Annotated in this window: 23 protein-coding genes; 11 read left to right on the top strand and 12 right to left on the bottom strand. The window is 65.2% G+C overall.

From position 1 onward, the window contains the following. Positions 1-157 precede the first annotated feature (157 nt). A complete protein-coding gene (locus HQ354_RS13545; protein ID WP_068421905.1) occupies positions 158-1450 on the bottom strand; it encodes an adenylosuccinate synthase in 1293 nt (430 codons plus the stop codon). A gap of 233 nt (positions 1451-1683) precedes the next feature. Between HQ354_RS13545 and HQ354_RS13540 the strand changes: the two genes are divergently transcribed. Together HQ354_RS13540 and HQ354_RS13535 are read left to right on the top strand one after the other, a co-directional pair. Beyond that, positions 1684-2346, top strand: coding sequence for a hypothetical protein (locus HQ354_RS13540; protein WP_222634825.1), 663 nt, complete (start codon positions 1684-1686; stop codon positions 2344-2346). Then, positions 2343-3116, top strand: a complete 774-nt coding sequence (locus HQ354_RS13535; protein WP_308115237.1) for a site-2 protease family protein — start codon at positions 2343-2345, stop codon at positions 3114-3116. Before HQ354_RS13540 ends, HQ354_RS13535 begins: the two co-directional genes overlap by 4 nt. A gap of 2 nt (positions 3117-3118) precedes the next feature. On the opposite strand, the gene HQ354_RS13530 is transcribed toward HQ354_RS13535, so the two are convergent. Further along, positions 3119-4063, bottom strand: a complete 945-nt coding sequence (locus HQ354_RS13530; RefSeq protein WP_222634823.1) for a YafY family protein — start codon at positions 4061-4063, stop codon at positions 3119-3121. A 53-nt stretch (positions 4064-4116) separates the two neighbouring features. Here HQ354_RS13530 and HQ354_RS13525 point away from each other — a divergent pair, with 53 nt between their 5' ends. Then, on the top strand, positions 4117-4581 hold the full coding sequence (locus HQ354_RS13525) for a pyridoxamine 5'-phosphate oxidase family protein (RefSeq protein WP_222634822.1): 465 nt from the start codon (positions 4117-4119) through the stop codon (positions 4579-4581). On the opposite strand, the gene HQ354_RS13520 is transcribed toward HQ354_RS13525, so the two are convergent. The 3 genes from HQ354_RS13520 to HQ354_RS13510 all read right to left on the bottom strand — a co-directional run bounded on the left by HQ354_RS13520 (position 4571) and on the right by HQ354_RS13510 (position 7120). Beyond that, a complete protein-coding gene (locus tag HQ354_RS13520; RefSeq protein WP_222634821.1) occupies positions 4571-5497 on the bottom strand; it encodes a cation diffusion facilitator family transporter in 927 nt (308 codons plus the stop codon). The two genes, HQ354_RS13525 and HQ354_RS13520, sit on opposite strands and share 11 nt — an antisense overlap. A 71-nt stretch (positions 5498-5568) precedes the next feature. After that, positions 5569-6639 carry an FUSC family protein gene (locus HQ354_RS13515; protein ID WP_174551359.1) on the bottom strand — a complete coding sequence of 357 codons (1071 nt, stop codon included), beginning with the start codon at positions 6637-6639 and terminating at the stop codon, positions 5569-5571. A gap of 64 nt (positions 6640-6703) precedes the next feature. Next, entirely contained in the window at positions 6704-7120 is a 417-nt protein-coding gene (locus HQ354_RS13510; protein WP_222634820.1) for a DUF3151 domain-containing protein, read from the bottom strand. A gap of 101 nt (positions 7121-7221) precedes the next feature. Between HQ354_RS13510 and HQ354_RS13505 the strand changes: the two genes are divergently transcribed. Next, the gene (locus HQ354_RS13505; RefSeq protein WP_174551354.1) at positions 7222-7833 is read left to right on the top strand and encodes a hypothetical protein; all 612 of its coding nucleotides are present in this window, start codon (positions 7222-7224) and stop codon (positions 7831-7833) included. 55 nt (positions 7834-7888) lie between these two features. Here the strand turns inward: HQ354_RS13505 and fbaA are convergent, their stop codons facing one another. Further along, the gene (fbaA, locus tag HQ354_RS13500; protein ID WP_068421889.1) at positions 7889-8929 is read right to left on the bottom strand and encodes a class II fructose-bisphosphate aldolase; all 1041 of its coding nucleotides are present in this window, start codon (positions 8927-8929) and stop codon (positions 7889-7891) included. A gap of 184 nt (positions 8930-9113) precedes the next feature. On the opposite strand from fbaA, the gene HQ354_RS13495 reads away from it, so the two are divergent. Further along, positions 9114-9845 (top strand): VTT domain-containing protein, encoded by a 732-nt coding sequence (locus HQ354_RS13495; RefSeq protein ID WP_068422247.1) that lies wholly within the window; start codon positions 9114-9116, stop codon positions 9843-9845. Between the two features lie 30 nt (positions 9846-9875). After that, the gene (locus HQ354_RS13490; protein WP_068422244.1) at positions 9876-10526 is read left to right on the top strand and encodes a DedA family protein; all 651 of its coding nucleotides are present in this window, start codon (positions 9876-9878) and stop codon (positions 10524-10526) included. Between the two features lies 1 nt (position 10527). Here HQ354_RS13490 and HQ354_RS13485 read toward each other — a convergent pair whose 3' ends face one another. The 5 genes from HQ354_RS13485 to HQ354_RS13465 all read right to left on the bottom strand — a co-directional run bounded on the left by HQ354_RS13485 (position 10528) and on the right by HQ354_RS13465 (position 14681). Next, the gene (locus tag HQ354_RS13485; protein ID WP_068421887.1) at positions 10528-11316 is read right to left on the bottom strand and encodes a trans-aconitate 2-methyltransferase; all 789 of its coding nucleotides are present in this window, start codon (positions 11314-11316) and stop codon (positions 10528-10530) included. An 11-nt stretch (positions 11317-11327) separates the two neighbouring features. Further along, on the bottom strand, positions 11328-12440 hold the full coding sequence (locus tag HQ354_RS13480; protein WP_222634819.1) for a glycoside hydrolase family 76 protein: 1113 nt from the start codon (positions 12438-12440) through the stop codon (positions 11328-11330). A 43-nt stretch (positions 12441-12483) separates the two neighbouring features. Further along, positions 12484-13164 carry an RNA methyltransferase gene (locus HQ354_RS13475; RefSeq protein ID WP_261768706.1) on the bottom strand — a complete coding sequence of 227 codons (681 nt, stop codon included), beginning with the start codon at positions 13162-13164 and terminating at the stop codon, positions 12484-12486. Then, entirely contained in the window at positions 13161-13763 is a 603-nt protein-coding gene (locus HQ354_RS13470) for a DUF6636 domain-containing protein (RefSeq protein WP_222634818.1), read from the bottom strand. Before HQ354_RS13470 ends, HQ354_RS13475 begins: the two co-directional genes overlap by 4 nt. 114 nt (positions 13764-13877) lie before the next feature. Then, positions 13878-14681: an SDR family oxidoreductase gene (locus tag HQ354_RS13465; RefSeq protein WP_222634817.1), complete on the bottom strand. Its 804-nt coding sequence runs from the start codon at positions 14679-14681 to the stop codon at positions 13878-13880. A gap of 88 nt (positions 14682-14769) precedes the next feature. Between HQ354_RS13465 and HQ354_RS13460 the strand changes: the two genes are divergently transcribed. Continuing rightward, positions 14770-15219 carry a hypothetical protein gene (locus tag HQ354_RS13460; RefSeq protein WP_114328579.1) on the top strand — a complete coding sequence of 150 codons (450 nt, stop codon included), beginning with the start codon at positions 14770-14772 and terminating at the stop codon, positions 15217-15219. On the opposite strand, the gene HQ354_RS13455 is transcribed toward HQ354_RS13460, so the two are convergent. Further along, a complete protein-coding gene (locus HQ354_RS13455; RefSeq protein ID WP_222634816.1) occupies positions 15190-15858 on the bottom strand; it encodes a lysoplasmalogenase in 669 nt (222 codons plus the stop codon). The two genes, HQ354_RS13460 and HQ354_RS13455, sit on opposite strands and share 30 nt — an antisense overlap. 178 nt (positions 15859-16036) lie before the next feature. On the opposite strand from HQ354_RS13455, the gene HQ354_RS13450 reads away from it, so the two are divergent. The 4 genes from HQ354_RS13450 to HQ354_RS13435 all read left to right on the top strand — a co-directional run bounded on the left by HQ354_RS13450 (position 16037) and on the right by HQ354_RS13435 (position 19840). Beyond that, a complete protein-coding gene (locus HQ354_RS13450; protein ID WP_261769139.1) occupies positions 16037-16582 on the top strand; it encodes a hypothetical protein in 546 nt (181 codons plus the stop codon). 76 nt (positions 16583-16658) lie between these two features. Further along, positions 16659-17102 carry a MarR family winged helix-turn-helix transcriptional regulator gene (locus HQ354_RS13445; protein WP_243636568.1) on the top strand — a complete coding sequence of 148 codons (444 nt, stop codon included), beginning with the start codon at positions 16659-16661 and terminating at the stop codon, positions 17100-17102. 32 nt (positions 17103-17134) lie between these two features. Beyond that, positions 17135-18355 carry an MFS transporter gene (locus HQ354_RS13440; RefSeq protein ID WP_167679098.1) on the top strand — a complete coding sequence of 407 codons (1221 nt, stop codon included), beginning with the start codon at positions 17135-17137 and terminating at the stop codon, positions 18353-18355. Between the two features lie 99 nt (positions 18356-18454). After that, positions 18455-19840, top strand: a complete 1386-nt coding sequence (locus HQ354_RS13435; RefSeq protein ID WP_222634815.1) for an FAD-dependent oxidoreductase — start codon at positions 18455-18457, stop codon at positions 19838-19840. Positions 19841-19940 lie beyond the last annotated feature (100 nt).

Genomic DNA, 19940 nt, shown 5'->3' with positions numbered 1-19940 from the left:
TCACGATGCCCGACGCTCCGCCCGCAGGCGCACACCTACCCGACCCGATCGGCTGAAACCGACCACGAGGTTTATCCAATTCGTTACCTGCCGATCCGCGGTTCAGAACGAGAAAGGCCCCGCAGCATGAATGCTGCGGGGCCAAGGGCGCGGCGGATCAGGAACCGAGAATGTCCCGACGCACGATGGTTTGGTCGCGGCCAGGACCCACACCGATGCACGAAATGTGGGCACCTGAAAGCTCTTCCAGACGCAGCACGTAGTTCTGCGCGTTCTGGGGCAGGTCTTCGAACGTGCGCGCACCGGAGATGTCCTCCCACCAACCGGGCATCTCTTCGTAGATCGGCTTTGCGTGATGGAAACCGGTCTGCGTCATCGGCATCTCGTCGTGGCGAACCCCGTCGACGTCGTAGGCCACGCAGATCGGAATGGTGTCGAGGCTGGACAGGACGTCGAGCTTCGTCAAGAAGTAGTCGGTGATGCCGTTGACACGCGTTGCGTAACGAGCGATGACGGCGTCGAACCATCCGGTGCGTCGCGCGCGACCGGTCGTCACGCCGACCTCTCCACCCTGTTTCGCGAGGTACTCGCCGTGATTGTCGAACAGTTCGGTCGGGAACGGGCCGGACCCGACGCGCGTCGTGTAGGCCTTCAGGATGCCCAGGACGGTCGAGATCTTGTTCGGGCCGATACCGGAACCGACCGCGGCACCACCGGACGTCGGGTTGGACGACGTGACGTAGGGATAGGTGCCGTGATCGACGTCGAGCAACGTGCCCTGCGATCCTTCGAGCAGAACCGTCTCACCACGCTCGAGTGCCAGGTTGAGTTCGAGGCGAGTGTCCGAGATGCGGTGCTTGAAGCTCTCCGCCTGCTCGAGCACCTCGTCGACGACCTGCTGAGGATCGAGAGCCTTGCGGTTGTAGATCTTGGACAGCACCTGGTTCTTGAACTCCAGCGCCGCCTCGACCTTCTGCGTCAGGATCTTCTCGTCGAGAACGTCCGCGGCACGCACCCCGACACGGGCGAGTTTGTCCTGGTAGCAGGGGCCGATGCCGCGTCCCGTCGTACCGATCTTCTTCGCGCCGAGGAAGCGCTCGGTCACTTTGTCGATGGCCACGTGGTACGGCATGATCAGGTGCGCGTCGGCGCTGAGCAGCAGGCCGGAGGTGTCGACGTCGCGCGATTCGAGGCCGGCGAGCTCGTCGAGCAACACACCCGGGTCGACGACGACGCCGTTGCCGATGATGTTCTTGACGCCAGGAGTCAGGATGCCGGACGGAATCAGGTGCAACGCGAACTTGTCACCGTTGGGGAGAACAACCGTGTGGCCGGCGTTGTTGCCGCCCTGGTAGCGGACGACCCACTGCAGCCGCTCGCCGAACAGATCTGTCGCTTTGCCTTTGCCCTCGTCGCCCCACTGGGCGCCGATCAGGACTATCGCCGGCATGTGCTCTCCTGGTGTGTTTCGCGTGCTGTGTCTCGGGCGATGGTTGCTGCCAGACGCAAGGGCAGGCCGGGGGGTCAGTCTAGCCGAGTCCGTGTGTCGTTCCGGCTCCGCACCGGCCCGGACACCACTTGACGCTACGGTGGACGTCGAACAACGGCCTCTAGGAGCACAGTGAGAAACATGCGCGCACGTTCTCGTCCGATCTGGCGGGCACCGTCGGTAGGGCAAGCACTGTGACGCCGTTCGTCTTCCAGTGCGGCACTCCGCCTGTGCCCATTTCACTGACCGACGTGCCCCTCACCTCCGCATCTCCGATCCCGACCGTCGAGGAGTGCGATGCATTGTTCTCGGCCATCGGGACGGTCGTCGATGCTCGGGTCATCGTCCTCGGCGACGACGCGGCACTGGCGGCCGTGTTGACGAGGCTGATGCGGACCGAGCGTCTGCACGTCGAACTCGCCTACGTTCCCGACTCGGCCACCGCGGCATGCCACATCTACCGCCTCGGGACGGGCGCACGCGCGGCCAAGGTGGCGATGACCGGAACCGCGACGCCCACGCCGCTCATTCGCGACGACGCAGGCAAGGCCGTGGTGGGCCGGGCCGTCGTCCACGGTTCCGGTGAGCGGCTCGAAGGTGAGGCGTACGTCGACGACACGCAACTCTTCTCCGGTACCGCACCCGGAGTCGAGGTGGTACCCACACCGGAGATGCCGGGACTGAAGGCACGTGTGACGGGTCGACGCCGCCTCTTCCGGTATCGCTGGGTGGCCGGACGCGCGATGCAGTTGGGCGCGATGGCAGCTCAGCTCGTTCGCGACGGCGTCCCGGGCGACCGCGAGGTCAAGCGGTCGACGTTCTACCGCCACGACCAGGAGTGGTTGCTGGTCCGGTGAGCATCTCGCCGATTCGACGCTCGGTCCGACCGAGCCCGGTCTTCCTCGCGGTGGTCGTCGCCGCTGTCGCGGGTGGTGTCGTCGCGTGGACCGCATCGTCGCCGACGGCCGTCTCGGCGCGCGTCGGTGTGTTCGTGCTCGTTCTCGCCGGCTGGATCGTGACGGTCTGCCTGCACGAGTTCGGCCACGCGTACACCGCGTATCGCGCGGGTGACCGTGAAGTCGAGCTGCGCGGGTATCTGACGCTGAATCCCGTCAAATACAGCCACCCGCTGCTGTCGATCGTGCTGCCCGTGGTGTTCATCGCGATCGGTGGAATCGGACTTCCCGGCGGGGCGGTGTACCTGCGTCAGGGGATGTTCGCGCCCAAAGTGCAGCGCCGCATTTCGCTGGCCGGTCCCGCCGCCAATGCGATCGTTGCCGTCGTTCTCCTGGTCGTCATCCGCCTGTTCGGAACGGACGGCGACCACCTCGCGTTCTGGTGGGGCCTGAGCTTCCTCGCGTTCCTGCAGGTCATGGCGACCGTGCTGAACCTGCTGCCGGTCCCCGGTCTCGACGGGTATGCCGCACTCGAACCGTCGCTGTCCTACGAGACGCGACGCGCTCTGGCGAACTTCAAGGCCTACGGCATTCTGATTCTCGTTGCGTTCCTGTTCGTCCCGCAGATCAACGCGGCATTCTTCGGCGCGATCTACTGGCTTTTCGGGCTCTCGGGGGTTCCGGAAATCTACGCGCAGTACGGCAACTATCTGATGCGGTTCTGGCTGTGACGTCAGGCGTTCCGGTCTGCCATCTCGAGCGCGACCGCACGCAGCGCCCGACGTAGCCGGGCCGGGGCGAGCACTTCCACACCCACGCCGAGAGCGGTCACCTGACTCAGCGCGACGTCGAACGTCTCGAGCCTCAGATCCGTCGTCGTCCAGCCGTCGGCGCCTCGAGCAGGCATCGGATCAGGCGTCGCCTCTCGCCCGATCACACCCCGCAGCATGTGGACCGCAGCAGGAGACAGCCTGACGCGGCAGTCGAATTTCAGCAACGCGCGGTCGAATTTCGCCGTGGACTCGGCCCACCACGTCGCGAGATGGAACCCGTCGGGACGCTCGACCTGGCCGTCCCGAAGTTCGACGCTCGAGGTGCGGTCCACTCGGTACGACAGAACCGTCGACTCGCGACGTGCGACGAGGTACCAGACTCCGGCCTTCGCCACGAGGCCCAACGGGTCGACCCGCCTGGTCGATCCGCGGTAACCGAGCTCGATCGGTCGTCCGGTGAGTACGGCCGTGCTGATCGTCGGCAGATGCTCGTTGGCCGCCGGCTCGGTGAACCAGCCTGGAGCGTCGACATACAGACGCTCGCGCCACACCTGAGCGCCTGCCCGAAGAGGCATCGGCAACGCGCCGAGGAGTTTGTTCTCGGCCGCCGCGGTGGCGTCGGAAAGCCCGAGGTCTGCCGCGATCGACGGGACCCCGAGCAACATCAGCGCGGACGTCTCGACGCCGGTCATGCCGGTCAATTTCGACTGCCAACCGTCGAGAAGTCGAACGCCGCCGCCCGGTCCTGACTCGGTCCACAGCGGCACTCCGGCCGCGCCGAGTGCTGCGATGTCGCGGTAGATCGTGCGCACGGACACTCCTGCCTCGTCGGCGAGAGCCTGTGCGGTCGTCGCGCGGCCGTGCTGCAGCGTCAGCATCAGCTGCAAAAGTCTCGACGAACGCACCACGCGAATATTACTGACACACGATGTCAGTGACCAGGCTGCACAATTCCGTCATGGCTTCCTGGAGACAATTCGAGACCGATGCACCCGACCTGGCGAAGGCGGTAGCCGCACGCCTCACCGCTCACAAACATCACGTCCTCGCGACACTTCGTAAGGACGGATCGCCGCGAGTGAGCGGCACCGAGGTGGAGATCGGCGAGAAGACCTTACGACTCGGTTCCATGCTGAACGCGCTGAAAGTACAAGATCTCCGCAGAGATTCGCGGTATGCGATTCACAGCAACCCCGGTCATCATTCGATGGACGGGGGCGACGCGAAGATTTCCGGCACTGCCGTCGAGTTGACGGACCCGGTCGAACTGCAGAAGATCTTCGACGCCGCACCGCCGGAATTGACTCCGTACAACGTGTTCGACCTGGACATCACCGAAGTGGTGCTGACATCACTCGTCGACGATCACATGCAGATCGACCTGTGGCGGCCGGGTCGCGGGGTGAAAACGTTCACCAAGTGAGTTCGTCCTTGCACGTCGACCCGTGCGCAGTGGGTTCGACCTGAACGGTCGCGTGGTCGAGACCGTACGTCGCGAGTACGGTCTTCGCGCGCTGGAGCAGCACCGAACTGGACCCGTCGCACTCGAGATGCACGGTCGCGACGTCCATGCCCGTGGTGAGCGTCCAGACGTGCAGGTCGTGCACCCCGACCACTCCGGGCAGCGCTGCGAGATCCGCTTCGACGGCCTCGACGTCGACGTGTCCCGGGCTCGCCTGCGTGAGGATGCGCAGCGCCGCGCCTGCGAGCTTCACCGCGCGCGGGATGACCCACAGCGAGATCAGAACACCGACGACGATGTCCGCCCATGTCCACCCGAACACGAGCAGCAGGAAGCCGGCGACGAGCACTCCGACACTGCCGACGGCGTCGGCGAGCACTTCCATGTAGGCGCCGCGCACTGCGATGCTGTCCTTCGCATCGCCTCGAATGAGCAGCATGACGACAAGGTTCGCCGCCAGACCCGCCGCTGCGGTGAGGATCATCGCGAGGCCGGGGATGTCCGGCGCGTCGCCGATCCGGTCGATTGCCTCGTACATGATGAACGCGGCGACGCCGAGCAACAGCACTGCGTTCGCGACGGCCGTCAGCACCTCGGCGCGATGCCACCCGAACGTGCGAGCCGCGACGGCGCTGCCCTTCCTGGCGAGTAGGAGCGCGACGAGACCCATCGACATTCCGAGGACGTCGGTCAGCATGTGTCCGGCGTCGGCGAGCAGACCGAGGGAGTCGATGATCAGCGCGACGGTGGCTTCGAGGATCAGAAAGGCCACGAGGATCGCCAGTGCGATCACCATGTTGCGTATCCGCTTGGTCGACGGCGCCGCCGACTCGCCTGCGCCCGTGATGCCATGACCGTGCCCGTGTCCGGCGCCCATGTCTCCCCTTGGTCGAAGTAGTTGCCGGGCTCACCATATGCGTACATGCGCATGTGTGCAATGGGCTCATGTCACCAGGGGTCGGGCTTCACCTCCGGGTTCTCGACGGTCGGCGGCAACGTCGCCAGAGCGGAGATCCGCTTCAGGCCGGCGACCTGCAACAGGTCGACGATGATCGACCGCAGCTGCGCGAGCACGACCGTCGCCGACAATCCTGCGTTCCTGATCAGTTCCGGCTTCGCTCCGGCCGCAACGGTTCGCAGCACCCGAGCAGCCTCGGCCGCGTCGGGCTGCTGGCCGGGATCGGCGAGGATCATCTTGCGGAGGACATCGACGGCATGAGCCAACTTCTCGACCTCGTCGACGAGACGCGGGTCGAGGATCTCGTCGTCACGCACGAGCGTCAGCGACCGACGCGCGAGCACGCGGATGTTGCGGATGGCGTTGTCGATGGGGTCGGCCGTTCTCGCGAGCTCGCCCAACCGATTTCGGTGACCCCAGTACAACGGCGAGAGTCGCGCGATCTCGCGACCGCCCTTGATGTTCGTCCGCAGCGCGTCGATGTCGGACTGCGTCGCGCGCGCCTTCTTCAGCGCTTCCTCGATCGGCTTCGGATCGTTGGCGACGAGACCGTCGGCGACCTTCTGCAGCACGTCACCTGCGGTGCCGAGGACCTTGGCCGCATCCTTGCGCGCACGCCACACCGGATGCGTCGGAATGAGGGCGACGATCGCGATGCCGACGAGACCACCGGTCAACGCGTCGACCATGCGGTCGATTCCGCCGGAATTTCCCGGCGGAATGAGCGTCGCGACGAGTACCGCGGACGAGCCGGCCTGCATCGCGATGATGGGGCCGCCGTCGAGAAATACGGCCGTCGACATCGCCAACGCGACGACGAGGGCGATCTGCCACGGGCCACTGCCGATGGCCGAGATGATCAGATCGCCGACGCCGATTCCGACGGTGACTCCGGCGACGAGCTCGGCCGACCGGCGCATGCGAGCGCCGAGCGAGATTCCGAGAGAGACGACGGCCGCGATAGGCGCGAAGAACGGATGCGTGTGCCCCACGATGTCCGTTGCCACGAACCACGCCACGCCTGCCGCGAGCGCGCACTGAACGATCGGAAGCAACGACAGCTGCAACCGGGTGCGCCCGGCCCTGATGCGCGCCCGACCTCGCCTGGCGTTCGGGCGCAGCCGATCAGCCGAGACCGAGAGCTTCGGCTGCCTTCGGGTCGCTGTCTTCGAGGAGGTCGAGGCACCGCGCGTACTCGTCGTTCTCTTCGATGTCGCGGGCGGCTTTGGCGAGGACGGCGACGCAGCGGAGGAATCCTCGGTTGGGTTCATGGCTGTACGGGACCGGCCCGAATCCCTTCCATCCGTTGCGACGCAGCTGATCCAGGCCGCGGTGATAGCCGGTCCGCGCATACGCGTACGCGGTGATGGTCTGGCCGGACTCCAGCGCGGCTTCCGCGAGGTACGCCCATGCGATCGACGCCGTCGGGTGGTTCGCCGCGACCGAAGCCGGGTCCTCGTGATTCAGGAGCGCGGACTCAGCCTCGTCGTCCCCTGGGAGCAGCGTCGGCTGCGGTCCGAGCAAGTCACCGAATGAAGTCATGGGGTCCATTGTGCCCCTTCACCCCGCGCGGCTTCCGGGCCACCACCGGCTTGCTCGTTAAGATCTGGCGATGCAGATGTGGCGGTCGATCGGGAGCAGGCGTGTCGGACGATGAAAACGGAGCGGAGGCGCGGGCGGACGAGCCCGTGACCAAGGCGATTCCGAAATCGAGGAAACCGTCACCGAAGGTGCCGCCGCGCAAGATACCGCCACGGCTCGACACGCTGCCGCCACAGGCGAGGCCGCAGAGGATCGAACCGAGTCAGCCGGAACGCGTGAAACGCAGCTCGTCCGGGCGCCGTTGGGTAATGGCGTTCGTCGGTGCACTCGTCGTGATCGTGGCTGCGGGCGCCGTCGCGTTCGCGTACATGTCCCGAGACCGGGGATCCTCGGAGGAGGCGCAGATCCGGTCGTCGATCGAGACGTTCACACAGGCCCTGACGACGGGCGATCTGGCAACGCTGCGGTCGTCGACGTGCGGAGATCTGGCGACGTTCTATCGAGACATTCCCGACGCGGAATTCGCTGACGTGCACCGCGTGGCCGTCGAGCAGGGCAGCATCCCGGTGGTCCAGAGCATCGACGCGGTCCAGATCACGGACGACACCGCGATTGCCCAGGTCACCGCGTACACGGCCGCGAACGCCGCCGATCGTTCTCCACGGACCTTCGATCTACGCCTCGAGGGCGAGAGTTGGAAGATGTGCGGCTGACGCCGCATGTGAGTGGGAATGTGCAGCGGGCTACACATTCCCACTCACGAGCCGGCTAGCCGGCCGAAACGCTGCGACCTGCGGACTTGAGGTCGTTGCACGCCTCGACGACGCGGGCAGTCATACCGGCCTCGGCCTTCTTGAGGTAGCTGCGCGGGTCGTAGGCCTTCTTGTTGCCCACCTCGCCGTCGACCTTCAACACACCGTCGTAGTTGGTGAAGAAGTGGCCGGCGATGGGACGGCTGAACGCGTACTGGGTGTCGGTGTCGACATTCATCTTCACGACGCCGTACTCCAGGGCCTCGTCGATCTCGCTCTTCAGCGATCCCGATCCGCCGTGGAACACGAAGTCGAACGGCTTCGAACCGGCGGCCAGGCCGAGCTTCTCGGAGGCGACCTTCTGGCCGTCGGCGAGCACGGACGGCTTCAACTTGACGTTGCCCGGCTTGTAGACGCCGTGGACGTTGCCGAACGTCGCAGCGAGCAGGTAGCGCGAGCCCGCATCTCCTGCACCGAGAGCCTCGACGGTCTTCAGGAAGTCCTCGTTCGACGTGTACAGCTTGTCGTTGATCTCGGCCTCGACGCCGTCCTCTTCACCACCGACGACACCGATCTCGATCTCGAGGATGATGCGCGCAGCTGCCGCCTTGGCGAGCAGGTCCTTGGCGATCTCGAGGTTCTCGTCGATCGGCACCGCGGAACCGTCCCACATATGCGACTGGAACAGCGGGTTCTTGCCTGCGTCGACGCGCTCCTGCGAGATGGCGAGCAGCGGGCGGACGTAGGTGTCCAGCTTGTCCTTCGGGCAGTGGTCGGTGTGCAGCGCGATGGTGACGTCGTACTTGGCGGCGACGACGTGCGCGAACTCGGCGAGCGCTACCGCGCCGGTGACCATGTCCTTGACGCCGAGGCCGGAGCCGAACTCGGCACCACCGGTCGAGAACTGAATGATGCCGTCACTTCCCGCGTCGGCAAAGCCCTTGATTGCGGCGTTGATGGACTCGGATCCCACGCAGTTGATCGCCGGGAATGCGAACTGGTGTTCCTTCGCCCGGCCAAGCATCTCTGCGTAGACCTCGGGAGTTGCGATCGGCACGGCGTCATTCCTCCAATGTGAAGCAGATGATTGTCTCCTGCAGTATGGCAAGCCCTGGCCCGGGCTGTCGCGCTACCCACCCGGAGGCGTCCAGTCCCGATCAGGACGAAACGGACAGACGTCGCGAAGGAAATCGACACCTGTCGTTCAGGTTCTCCCAGGTTCGGCCGGTAAGGTGGGCGCGGTGAGTCTTCTTGCTGCCTCGGAATCCGTGACGACGAACCTGGCTTTGTTGCCCGGCTTTCTCGATCCAGTCAACCTGCTGAACTCGTTCGGCACCTGGGTGCTCGTCGGACTGCTCCTCGTGGTCTTCATCGAGTCGGGTTTGCTGTTCCCTCTCCTTCCCGGTGACTCTCTGCTGTTCACGGCAGGCCTGATCGCCGCGTCGAAGTCCACCGAGGTCGAACCGTTCGCCTCCATCTGGACGCTGATCATCCTGATCCCCATCGCCGCTATCGCCGGTGACCAGGTGGGTTACTTCATCGGCCGCAAGGGCGGAACGGCGCTCTTCAAGTCGGACGACGCCAAGTTCTTCAAGAAGAAGTACATCGACGAGTCGCACGCGTTCTTCGAGAAGCACGGTCCGATCACGATCATCCTGGCCCGTTTCGTGCCGATCGTGCGCACCTTCGCCCCCGTCGTCGCAGGCGCGTCGAAGATGAAGTACTCGATCTTCGTCACCTACAACATCGTCGGTGGTGTCGTGTGGGGTGCAGGCGTCACCCTGCTCGGTTACTTCCTCGGCCAGATCGCGTTCATCCGCGACAACGTCGACATCATCTTCATCATCATCGTTCTCGTCTCGGTGCTGCCCATCGCGATCGAGGTCGGCAAGCGATTCGTCAAGGCTCGCAAGACGCCGCTGTCGGAGGCCACGGACGCCATCGACGCGCAGCAGGACAACCCCAACTCCTAGATCGCGAATGCAAGAACAGTGATTCAGTCGATGGGCCAGTTCGGTCCTCTTGAAACCGCAGGGCCACTCGTGGTCTGGATCGTGGTGGTCACGTTCGTCTTTCTCGAGTGCGCGGTCATCATCGGCTTGTTCCTGCCCGGCGATTCCATGCTCATCACCGCAGGCATCGTCATGGCTACGCACGCGTCGGGCACCGGGCACATCTGGGCGCTGTCGGCGGGCGCGATGATCGCCGCCATTGCAGGAAACCAGGTCGGCTATGTCATCGGCCGCAGAACGGGATCCAAACTCGTCGCGCGCAAGAACGGCAAGTACCTCAACACCAAGAACCTGCACAAGGTGAACGTGTTGCTCGAGAAGCACGGCTTCTGGGCCGTCCTGGTCGCGCGGTGGATCCCGTGGGTGCGCACGTTGTGCCCGATGGTCGCGGGCGCGGCCAACATGAATCACCGTCGCTACACGATCGCGAGCACGTTGGGCGCCATCATCTGGGCACCGGTTCTTCTGCTCGTCGGATTCTATTTCGGCAGTTTCCTGGAGAAGGTGCCGTGGCTGCTGCCTGCCGTCCTCATCGCGATGATCGTGCTTCTCGTCGTCGGCACGTGCGTCGGAATCTGGCAGTACCGAAAAGAAATGGCACGACCGGAAGAAGTCGTCGAGGTCGAGGAAGTCCTCGAGTAGTTCAGTTCTTCTCGGCGACGACGAACACCCGCCGGAACGGGAAGAGCGTCCCCGTCGGAGTCGACGGGTAGGCCTCCCGCAGCAACTCCGCGTACTGCGCCTCGAAACGCGGCTGCTGTTCGTCGTCGAGCGCGTCCAGCACCGGCCGCAACCCGGTGCCGCGCACCCAGTTCAGTACCGGATCGGCCCCGGGCAGCACATGCACGTACGACGTCTCCCACGCATCGACGGCCAGGCCCGCACCCATCAGCGCCGACGCGTACTGCTCGGCGCGGTCGACGCTGTCGGTCCCGCGAAGTACTCCCGAGAGCACCGGCGCCCACTCGTCCGACTCGGCGAGGCGACGCATCAACACGTGTGACGGCGCGTCGAAGTTGGCAGGAACCTGAAAGGCCACGGTGCCGCCTGAATTCAGCTGCTCGGCCCAACGGGTGATCAGTTCGCGATGCTCGGGCACCCACTGCAGTGCCGCGTTGGACACCACGACGTCGATGTTCGACGCGTCGAAATCGGAGATGTCTCCTTCGATCACCGTCACGTTCGACGGCAGATCAGCAGGCTGCCCGGCAACCATGTCCGGGGACGAATCGATCCCGGTGATGCGGGCGTCGGGCCACCGCTGCGTCAACGTCGCGGTCAGCACGCCGGTACCGCACCCCAGGTCGACGACCTCGACGGGCGATGCGTGCTGCACCCGCTGCACCAGATCGTAGAAGGGCCTCGAGCGTTCGTCGGCGTACCGGTGGTACACCGTCGGGTTCCAGGACGTCCGCGGCCCGGTTCCTGTCATGACGAAAGCTCCTATCGGTATCCCGCAGCGGACACCGTGTACGCCGCTTCCATGAGCATCCAACCGCTGAGCTGGACCGACAGGTCGCGCTCCGGCACGGCCGACGAACGCACGGTCCCACCCGAAAACGTGGCCACCGTGTGCCCGGGACCGGGTAGCCGCGCTTCGGTCTCCCACGACGCACCGAACAGCGGGTGATCCTCGACTTCCAGCCGGTTCTCCCACGCAGCCTCGGCCGACCGCAGCACGATCGACGCGGCCAGCATGCGGGCCCTTTCGTCCTCGTCGGTATCACCCGGCAGGGACGTCGCGACGAGAGCGAGATAGCGGGCGAGGATGCCGTCGAACAGGCCGCCGTCTCCCCCGCCACCACCGACGATCACGCACTCGCGACACAGATGCGTGTCGACCGAGTTCACCAACGCATGGACACGCTCGCGGTGCCGAGACGCGCCGACCCGGACGGCGAGTTCCGTCTCGACGCCGAGCACGACGCCCTGGCAATAGCTGTACACAGCTCGGTCCAGATCGCCGCTTCCCCTGATGCCGTCGAGAATCAGGCCCGTCGCGGGGTCACGCAGGGTGGCGTCCATCCAATCCGCCATGGCCTGCGCGCGCCACAACCGGCCTCCGCGCGCAAGCAGGATCGACGCAGGCCCGTTCGCGGGTGCGTTGAAGAACGTGTCACCCTTCCGCCACGGAATTCCGCCACCGGATTCCGGTGACCACGCGTCGAACAGCTCCATCTCGAGAGCCTGGATACCGCCGCGATTGTCGACGGCGTGCAGCCGCTGCGCCCGTTCGAGCGCGAGACCGAGCCACGCCATGTCGTCGTAGTAGTTGTTGGTCCATCCACTGATGTTCCGAATGCGGTGTGCGCGCGCGATTTTGGCGAGTCGACGACGTCGCTTCGCGGTGGGTTCACGACTGGCCGCGTCGACGGCGCAATCCAACAGATGTGCCTGCCACCAGTAGTGCCAGTGGAAGTACATGCGTTCGCGTCGAACCGGCGGCCAGGCCACGACCGCGAGCGCAGTGCCGGGCAATGCCCACAGCCGACGCACATGCCGCGCAACGACGGCCCCCTCCGCAGCGTCTGCCCGCTGCGACCACTGCTCCTGCATGTCTCGATCCTGCCATCACCGCACGAGAAGGGTCACGAAGGTGTCACGTCCAGGCATCGGACAGGTCCGCATGCTGCCGAATCCAGGCATGCATCGCGATCCCGGCTGCCACTCCTGCGTTGATGCTGCGCGTCGATCCGAACTGCGCGATCGACACCGTCTTCGACGCCCCACCGCACGCCTCGTCGGTGACGCCCGGGCCCTCCTGCCCGAACAGCAGGAGGCATTGCCGCGGCAGTTCGGCGGTTTCGATGGGCACCGAACCGGGCGTGTTGTCCACGGCGACGACGGTCAGCCCGCGCTCGGTGGCGAACTCGAGCAAGTCGGCGACGGTCGCGTGATGATGGAGATGCTGGTACCGATCGGTCACCATCGCGCCGCGACGGTTCCACCGGCGACGGCCCACGATGTGAACCGCTTGTGCCGCAAAGGCATTCGCGGTCCGGACGACGGTGCCGATGTTGGCGTCGTTGGCGAAGTTCTCGATCGCGACATGCAACGGGTGCCGACGACGGTCGATGTCGGCGACGATCGCCTCACGCGTCCAGTAGCGATACGCGTCGACGACGTTGCGGCGGTCCCCCGACTCCAGCAGTTCGGGGTCGTAGCGAGGGTCGGTCGGGCGCGGTTCGTCGTGTTCGGTCTCCCACGGTCCGACTCCGTTCGGGTTGTCACCCCACTCCGTCGGACCGATCGCTACCTCGTCGAAACCGTTGCTGCTCAATAGACTTCGTTGCTGTCGGGAGCGATACGGAAGCCGTGTCCGGTCTCGTCGTTGGTGCAGGAGATGCCGTCGGCTGCAGACGTGCACGTGTAACCGTCGGCGGCGATGGTCTGCCCGACGCCCAGCGGCGGATCGATGGCCTCCCCGCCCGACGTGTACACCGCGCCGCCCGCGCACATGAACGACGCCGCGCCCTCGTTGGTGACACGAATTCCGTTGCCCCAGCTGATCATGCAGTCCTCCGGACGCGGGGGAACCGGATCGGTCGTGCCCTGACATCCCGCCTCGGTGCGCGAGGACAGCGTGACGATGCCGCACTGGAACTGCCCGTCCGGCGAGCTGAAGTAGTACGCCCCGTCGAGCGCCGCGTACGTGGTCTGCGGCGTCGGCGCGGGGGCGGGCTCGGTCGTCGTGGGGAGCGGCGCTTCGGTCGTCGGGACGGGGGCTTCCGTCGTCGTGGTGGGAGCCGCTGTCGTGGTGGTCGTCGTCGGCGCCGCCGACGACGGAGCGGCGACGTCGGCGCCCGATTCGCTGCTACACCCGGCCAGTACGGCCGCTGCCGCACCGAGACCGGCCACTGCCAGACGCTTGTTCACCATGTTCGACCCCGACCCCACTTTCGCTTCACGCTTTCTCGCTCAGCGACCATACCGGCGAAGGCCGGCGGTCGCCGTCGGGGTGCGGGTTGTTCAGCTCCGGTCGACCATGTCGGTCTAGGTGTGGCTCAGGCGACGGTTCACCTCGCGTGTCAGCCAGGCAGGCGAGAAGCGCGAACCGAGCGACAGAGCCTTCGACTGCAGACCGACCGGGAAGTGCACCTTGTGCAACAACGGCCTCTGCCGCAACCCTTTCGCCGGTCTCGTGGCGTCGAAGATGGCCTGCGAGACGTCGTCGGCGGTGAGCTTGATTCCGAGCGTGCTCGTCGTTCCCGTGCTGACATCCTTGGTCATGGCGGTCTGGACGAACAGCGGCCACATGGCCTTGACCGAGATGTCGTACTTCTTCCATTCGAGGTCGAGCGCCTCGGTGACACCGCGTACCGCGAACTTCGTCGCGCCGTAGGTCACGAGCTCGGGCTGGCCGTAGATCGCCGACGCCGAACACAGGTTGACGACCTGAGCACCTCGCGTCACCTTCAGATACGGGAACGCTGCGAGCGTTCCGTAGACGACACCGTTGAAGTTGATGTCGATCTGCTTCTTGTGCACCTCGAGCGGCATCTCTTCGAACGGTCCGGCAACGAGAATGCCCGCGTTGTTGATCAACACGTCGAGACGTCCGTCCGCCTCGACGTCGAATTCCTTCAGACGCTTCTCCCACTGCTGCGGGTCGGTCACGTCGAGGACGCCGGTGACGATGCGTCCGCCCCTCGAGGTCACCTCTTTGCTCAGCGAAGCAAGGCCGGTCTCGTCGATGTCGTACGCGCCGACGAGGTAACCCGAGCGAGCGAACTTGAGCGCAGTGGAACGTCCGATCCCGGCTGCGGCGCCGGTGATGAAGACGGAAGGCGTAGGCATTCCGACAGAATAGGCGTTACGACGGTTATCGGTAAGTCCCTCGGGGATATTTCAGGACTACGCTGAAGTTCTCGTCGAGGAGATGTGGGTGAATCACGAACGGATATTGCGGGCCGTCGCGGCTGTGGCGGTGGTCTATGTGATCGTGCTGGTGATCTGGGCCGGGTGGCTCAGGCCACGAGCAGAGCCCGGCACCCTTCCCTACCAGCTCATGTTCCTGGTGGCAGGGTTCGCCGTCGCGCTCGGGATCGCCATGCTCGTCGCGAACCGTCGCACCGCGGAGCAGCGACGCCTCGCCAAGAACGGCGTCGAAGGCTGGGCCACGGTGGAGGCGTCGCGCAGGATCGACGACGATTCCACCGAACTCGACCTCGCGTTCACCGTTCCCGGTTCTGCCCCGTTCGCCGGTCGCATCGTCTATTCCATTCCGCCGGACGAAGCCTCGAGGTTCGAGCCAGGCCGCACCCTGCCGGTCATGGTCGACCCGTTGGACCACCACAAAGTGCTTCTACTCCCCGGCAAGACCCCGGACGAGTAGGTACTGAGCAAGCGCATAGGTGGACAGGACGGCCCCTTCAGCGATCCGCCTCACGCGCTCGCTCGACAACACGAGCCGACGGAACACGATGAGGGCGTCGGAGATCGTGAACAGGACACCGCCCGCGGCGAGCCACGACCTGGTGTCGCCGGTCGGCACGACGACTCCGGCGCGCACCGTCGCACCCGGCGCGAGCGTCGGGTCGGCAGACAACGTCGACATCGTCGCCAGCAGGACGCCGTAGCCGGCGAGACCCGGTGCCACGTCCGGTGAGCGTTGCCTCAACGCAACCGCAGCGACGCCCCAGCCCGCCAGTCGCGGAAGCGCGGCCGTCGTCGTGATCCGGGCACCTCGCGACGCCAGCAGCACCGAGTAGCAGGTCTGCATGACGGCGAACGCTCCGGCACCGCCCAGAATGCGCGCATCGTCGTCGGGATCGAGCATCAGGACGTCCCCGAGCGTCGCGGCCGCGAGTGCGGATCCGAGCAAAGCAGACCGACGTTCCACGCTCGCCGCGAGAGCCGGCATCATCAACGGTTTCGCGACGCGATGTACACGCTCGCGTCCCGTGGCTGCCCCGATCACCGTCGCAGCCGCCGACCCGGCGAAGAAGATCCTGGCCACGGACGTTCGTTTCATCGCACACCCCTTATGCTTCGCATAACTAATTAGTTGTGTGATGCTGGCCCCTATCGCTTGATCGGAACCGTGCAGCTTGTCATCGTTGAAAGGTAAACACGCGACACGACACGTAGGGACTACTATGCGCCGGAAACACACTGACCACGCTCGTAACTCCGGTGTCGGCTACCCCGCGTTGCACAACCCCCTTTTCCGACGCTCCGACCGCATCCAAGCCCGCGTCAAGAACGTCGTCGTCACGCTCGTCATCCTGATGGTGCCGATCGCTGCATGGCTCGGAATGTCCACCCTCGAAACGCAGCAGGCGCGGATGGTCGCGCAGGAGACGTCGCTCCACCAGGTAACGGCGACCACCACCGCGGAAGCGCAAGCGATGCCCCTGGCCACAGGCGATGGCGGGTCGTCCACCACCGCATCCGTCGACGCGACCTGGACGTTCGACGGCGCCCAGCACAACGGGTCCGTGTCGGTCGCGTCCGGTTCGCCCGCGGGCACCGAGTCCGAGATCTGGGTCGACGCCGCGGGCGAGCGTACGGCGCAGCCGACGACCGGTGCCGACGCCGTCGCAGCAGCCCTGTTCGTCGGCATCGGAAGCTTGTTCGCGGTTGCCATGATCCTGTCCGGCGTCTATACCGTCGTGCGTTACCGCCTCGACCAGCAGCGCGACTCGGAATGGGACGTCGCAATCAAGAACTTCCTGAACGAGAACAGCCCGAGCTGAGCCCCACCTCCCGACGAAGTTCGGGAGGCGTCCGGCTCGCTTGATATACATAATTAGCTTATGTAACATAATTGAAGTGACGCACCCCGACTCCTCGACGCGCGACCTACTCGTCGAACTGGTGACCACGTCGTCCAGGTTCGCCCGTCTTGCTGCGCAACTCGGCAGTGACGACCACCCACGTGCGTGGATGCGCGCCCTGTCATTGCTCGAGGAGTACCAACCGCTCCGCATCAGCGAGTTCGCTCGCCTGGATCGGTGCTCCCAGCCGTCGGCGACGGCCTTGCTCGGCAAACTCGCCGACCGAGGACTCGTCGCACGCACGGCGGACCCGTCGGATTCACGAGCGGTTCTCGTCGAGATGACCGACGACGGTGTTGCCTGGCTGAACGACGGCCGCACACACATCGGCGACGGGTTGATCCCCTACCTTTCCGACTTCGAGCCGGATCAATTGAAGAAACTGACCGCCGGCTTGAGCGAACTGCGCACGATGCTCAAGACGTCGATCTCCGAGTAGAACGCGACATATTCGCAAGGAGAGAAGAAGAAGTGAGTACATCCTCGGAAAGCTTGTTGAAGCAACCGAAAGCTGTTTGGGCCGTTGCGTTCGCGAGCGTCATCGCGTTCATGGGCATCGGACTCGTCGATCCGATTCTGAAGCCGATCGGTGAACAACTGCACGCGTCCCCGTCGCAGGTGTCGTTGCTGTTCACCAGTTACATGCTCGTCACAGGCGTCGCGATGCTCATCACGGGTGTGGTGTCCAGTAGGTTCGGGCCGAAGAAGACTCTACTGGCCGGTCTGGCGATCATCGTCGTGTTCGCCGCTCTCGCAGGACTTTCCGGAACCGTCGGCGAGATCATCGGTTTCCGTGCAGGCTGGGGACTCGGCAACGCATTGTTCATCGCGACCGCCCTGTCGACGATCGTCGGCGCCGCGTCGGGCGGTGTCGCTCGCGCGATCATCCTGTACGAGGCCGCGCTCGGAATCGGCATCGCCACCGGCCCGCTCGTCGGAGGAGTGCTCGGCGGAATCTCCTGGCGCGGACCGTTCTTCGGCGTTGCGACGCTCATGGCCGTGGCGTTCATCCTGCTGATCGTCATGCTCCCGGAAACCCCGAAGCCGGCGCACACGACGTCGATCCTCGACCCGTTCCGCGCTCTGCGTCACCGCGGCCTGCTGACCGTCGGCATCACCGCGTTGCTGTACAACTACGGCTTCTTCACGCTGCTCGCCTACACACCGTTCCCACTCGACATGGGTACGTACAGCATCGGTTTCATCTTCTTCGGCTGGGGACTGTGCCTCGCGATCGCGTCGGTGTTCCTCGCTCCTCGACTGCAGCGCGCATACGGCACGCTGAACATGATGATGGCGTCGCTGCTGTTGTTCGCGATCGACCTCGGCGTCATGGCTCTGTTCACCGAAGACAAGATCGTTCTGATCGTCGGAACGGTGCTCGCCGGGTTGTTCCTGGGCGTCAACAACACTCTGATCACCGAGACCGTGATGATCTCGGCGCCCGTCGAGCGTTCGACGGCGTCCGCCGCCTACAGCTTCGTCCGCTTCGTCGGAGGTGCCGCGGCGCCGTACCTCGCAGGCAAACTCGGCGAGAGCAACGCTCATGTTCCGTTCTGGGTCGGCGCGGTGTGCACGCTGCTGGCGATCGTCGTATTGTCCACCGGCCGTAAGGTTCTGGCGCACGTCGACGAACACGACCCTGCCCCGCACAGCGTGGACGAGGCTCAGGCCGTCACCGTCGGGGACTGATCAACTGCCTCGTGCGCGCGAATGTACAGCGGGCTGTACATTCGCGCGCACGGGGCGCAATCCGTTCCATTCTATGCGCATGATAGTTACGATTAACGGATGGATACTTCTCGAACTCTCCGCGTCGCCATCGTCGGCGCTGGACCAGCCGGCATCTATGCCGCCGACGCACTCATGAAGTCCGACACCGATGTCAGTATCGACCTGTTCGAACGCATGCCCGCGCCCTTCGGCCTGATCCGCTACGGCGTCGCACCCGACCACCCACGCATCAAAGGCATCATCACCGCCCTGCACAAAGTCCTCGACAAACCACAGGTCCGCCTCCTCGGCAACATCGACTACGGCACCGACATCACCCTCGCCGACCTACGCCGCTTCTACGACGCCGTCATCTTCTCCACCGGCGCCAACGCCGACCGCGCCCTGAACATCCCCGGCATCGACCTCGACGGCAGCTACGGCGCCGCCGACTTCGTCTCCTGGTACGACGGCCACCCCGACGTCCCCCGCACCTGGCCCCTCGACGCCGAAAAAGTCGCCGTCCTCGGCGTCGGCAACGTCGCCCTCGACGTCGCCCGCGTCCTCGCCAAAACCGGCGACGAACTCCTCCCCACCGAAATCCCCGCCAACGTCTACGAAGGCCTCAAAGCCAACAAAGCCGTCGAAGTCCACGTCTTCGGCCGCCGCGGCCCCGCACAAGCCAAATTCACCCCGCTCGAACTACGCGAACTCGACCACTCCCCCAACATCGAAGTCATCGTCGCCCCCGAAGACATCGACTACGACGAAGGCTCCGAAGCCGCCCGCCGCGGCTCCAAACAGGTCGACATGGTCGCCAACACCCTGCAGGACTGGGCCATCCGCGACGTCGGCGACCGCCCCCACAAACTGTTCCTCCACTTCTTCGAATCCCCCACCGAAATCCTCGGCGACAACGGCAAAGTCGTCGGCCTACGCACCGAACGCACCGAACTCGACGGCACCGGCAACGTCCGCGGCACCGGAAAATACAACGAATGGGACGTCCAAGCGGTCTACCGCGCCGTCGGCTACCTCTCCCAGAACATCACATCCCTGCCCTTCGACGAACAAGCAGGCACCATCCCCAACGAAGCCGGACGCGTGCTCGCCGACACGGGTCATTCCGCAGGCTCCACTCCCGGGCACGAAGGCAAGCACGTACCCGCCACCTACGTCACCGGCTGGATCAAACGCGGACCCGTCGGCCTCATCGGCCACACCAAAGGCGACGCCAACGAAACCGTCGCCTGCCTACTCGAAGACGCACCCAACTTCGACGGCGCCACCGACCCGTCCGAACAAGCCGTCATCGACTTCCTCGAAGACAAGCAGGTCCCCTTCACCACCTGGGACGGCTGGTACCGCCTCGACGCCCACGAACGCTCCCTCGGCGAACCCGAAGGCCGCGAACGCGTCAAAGTCGTCGAGCGAGAAGACATGGTTGCCGCGTCGCAGGAATAGCCTACGTGCGTGCGAATGTATAGCGGGCTATACATTCGCACGCACGGGCACGGGCGCTAGCGGAGCGCCTCCCGGATCGAAGCCGCAGGCTCCGTCGCGC

The organism is Rhodococcus sp. BP-261 (assembly GCF_019835205.1).
GTDB classification, from domain to species: domain Bacteria; phylum Actinomycetota; class Actinomycetes; order Mycobacteriales; family Mycobacteriaceae; genus Rhodococcoides; species Rhodococcoides kyotonensis_B.
Note: the sequence above shows the minus strand (reverse complement) of the source record. Positions and strands in the feature narration are given on the sequence as shown.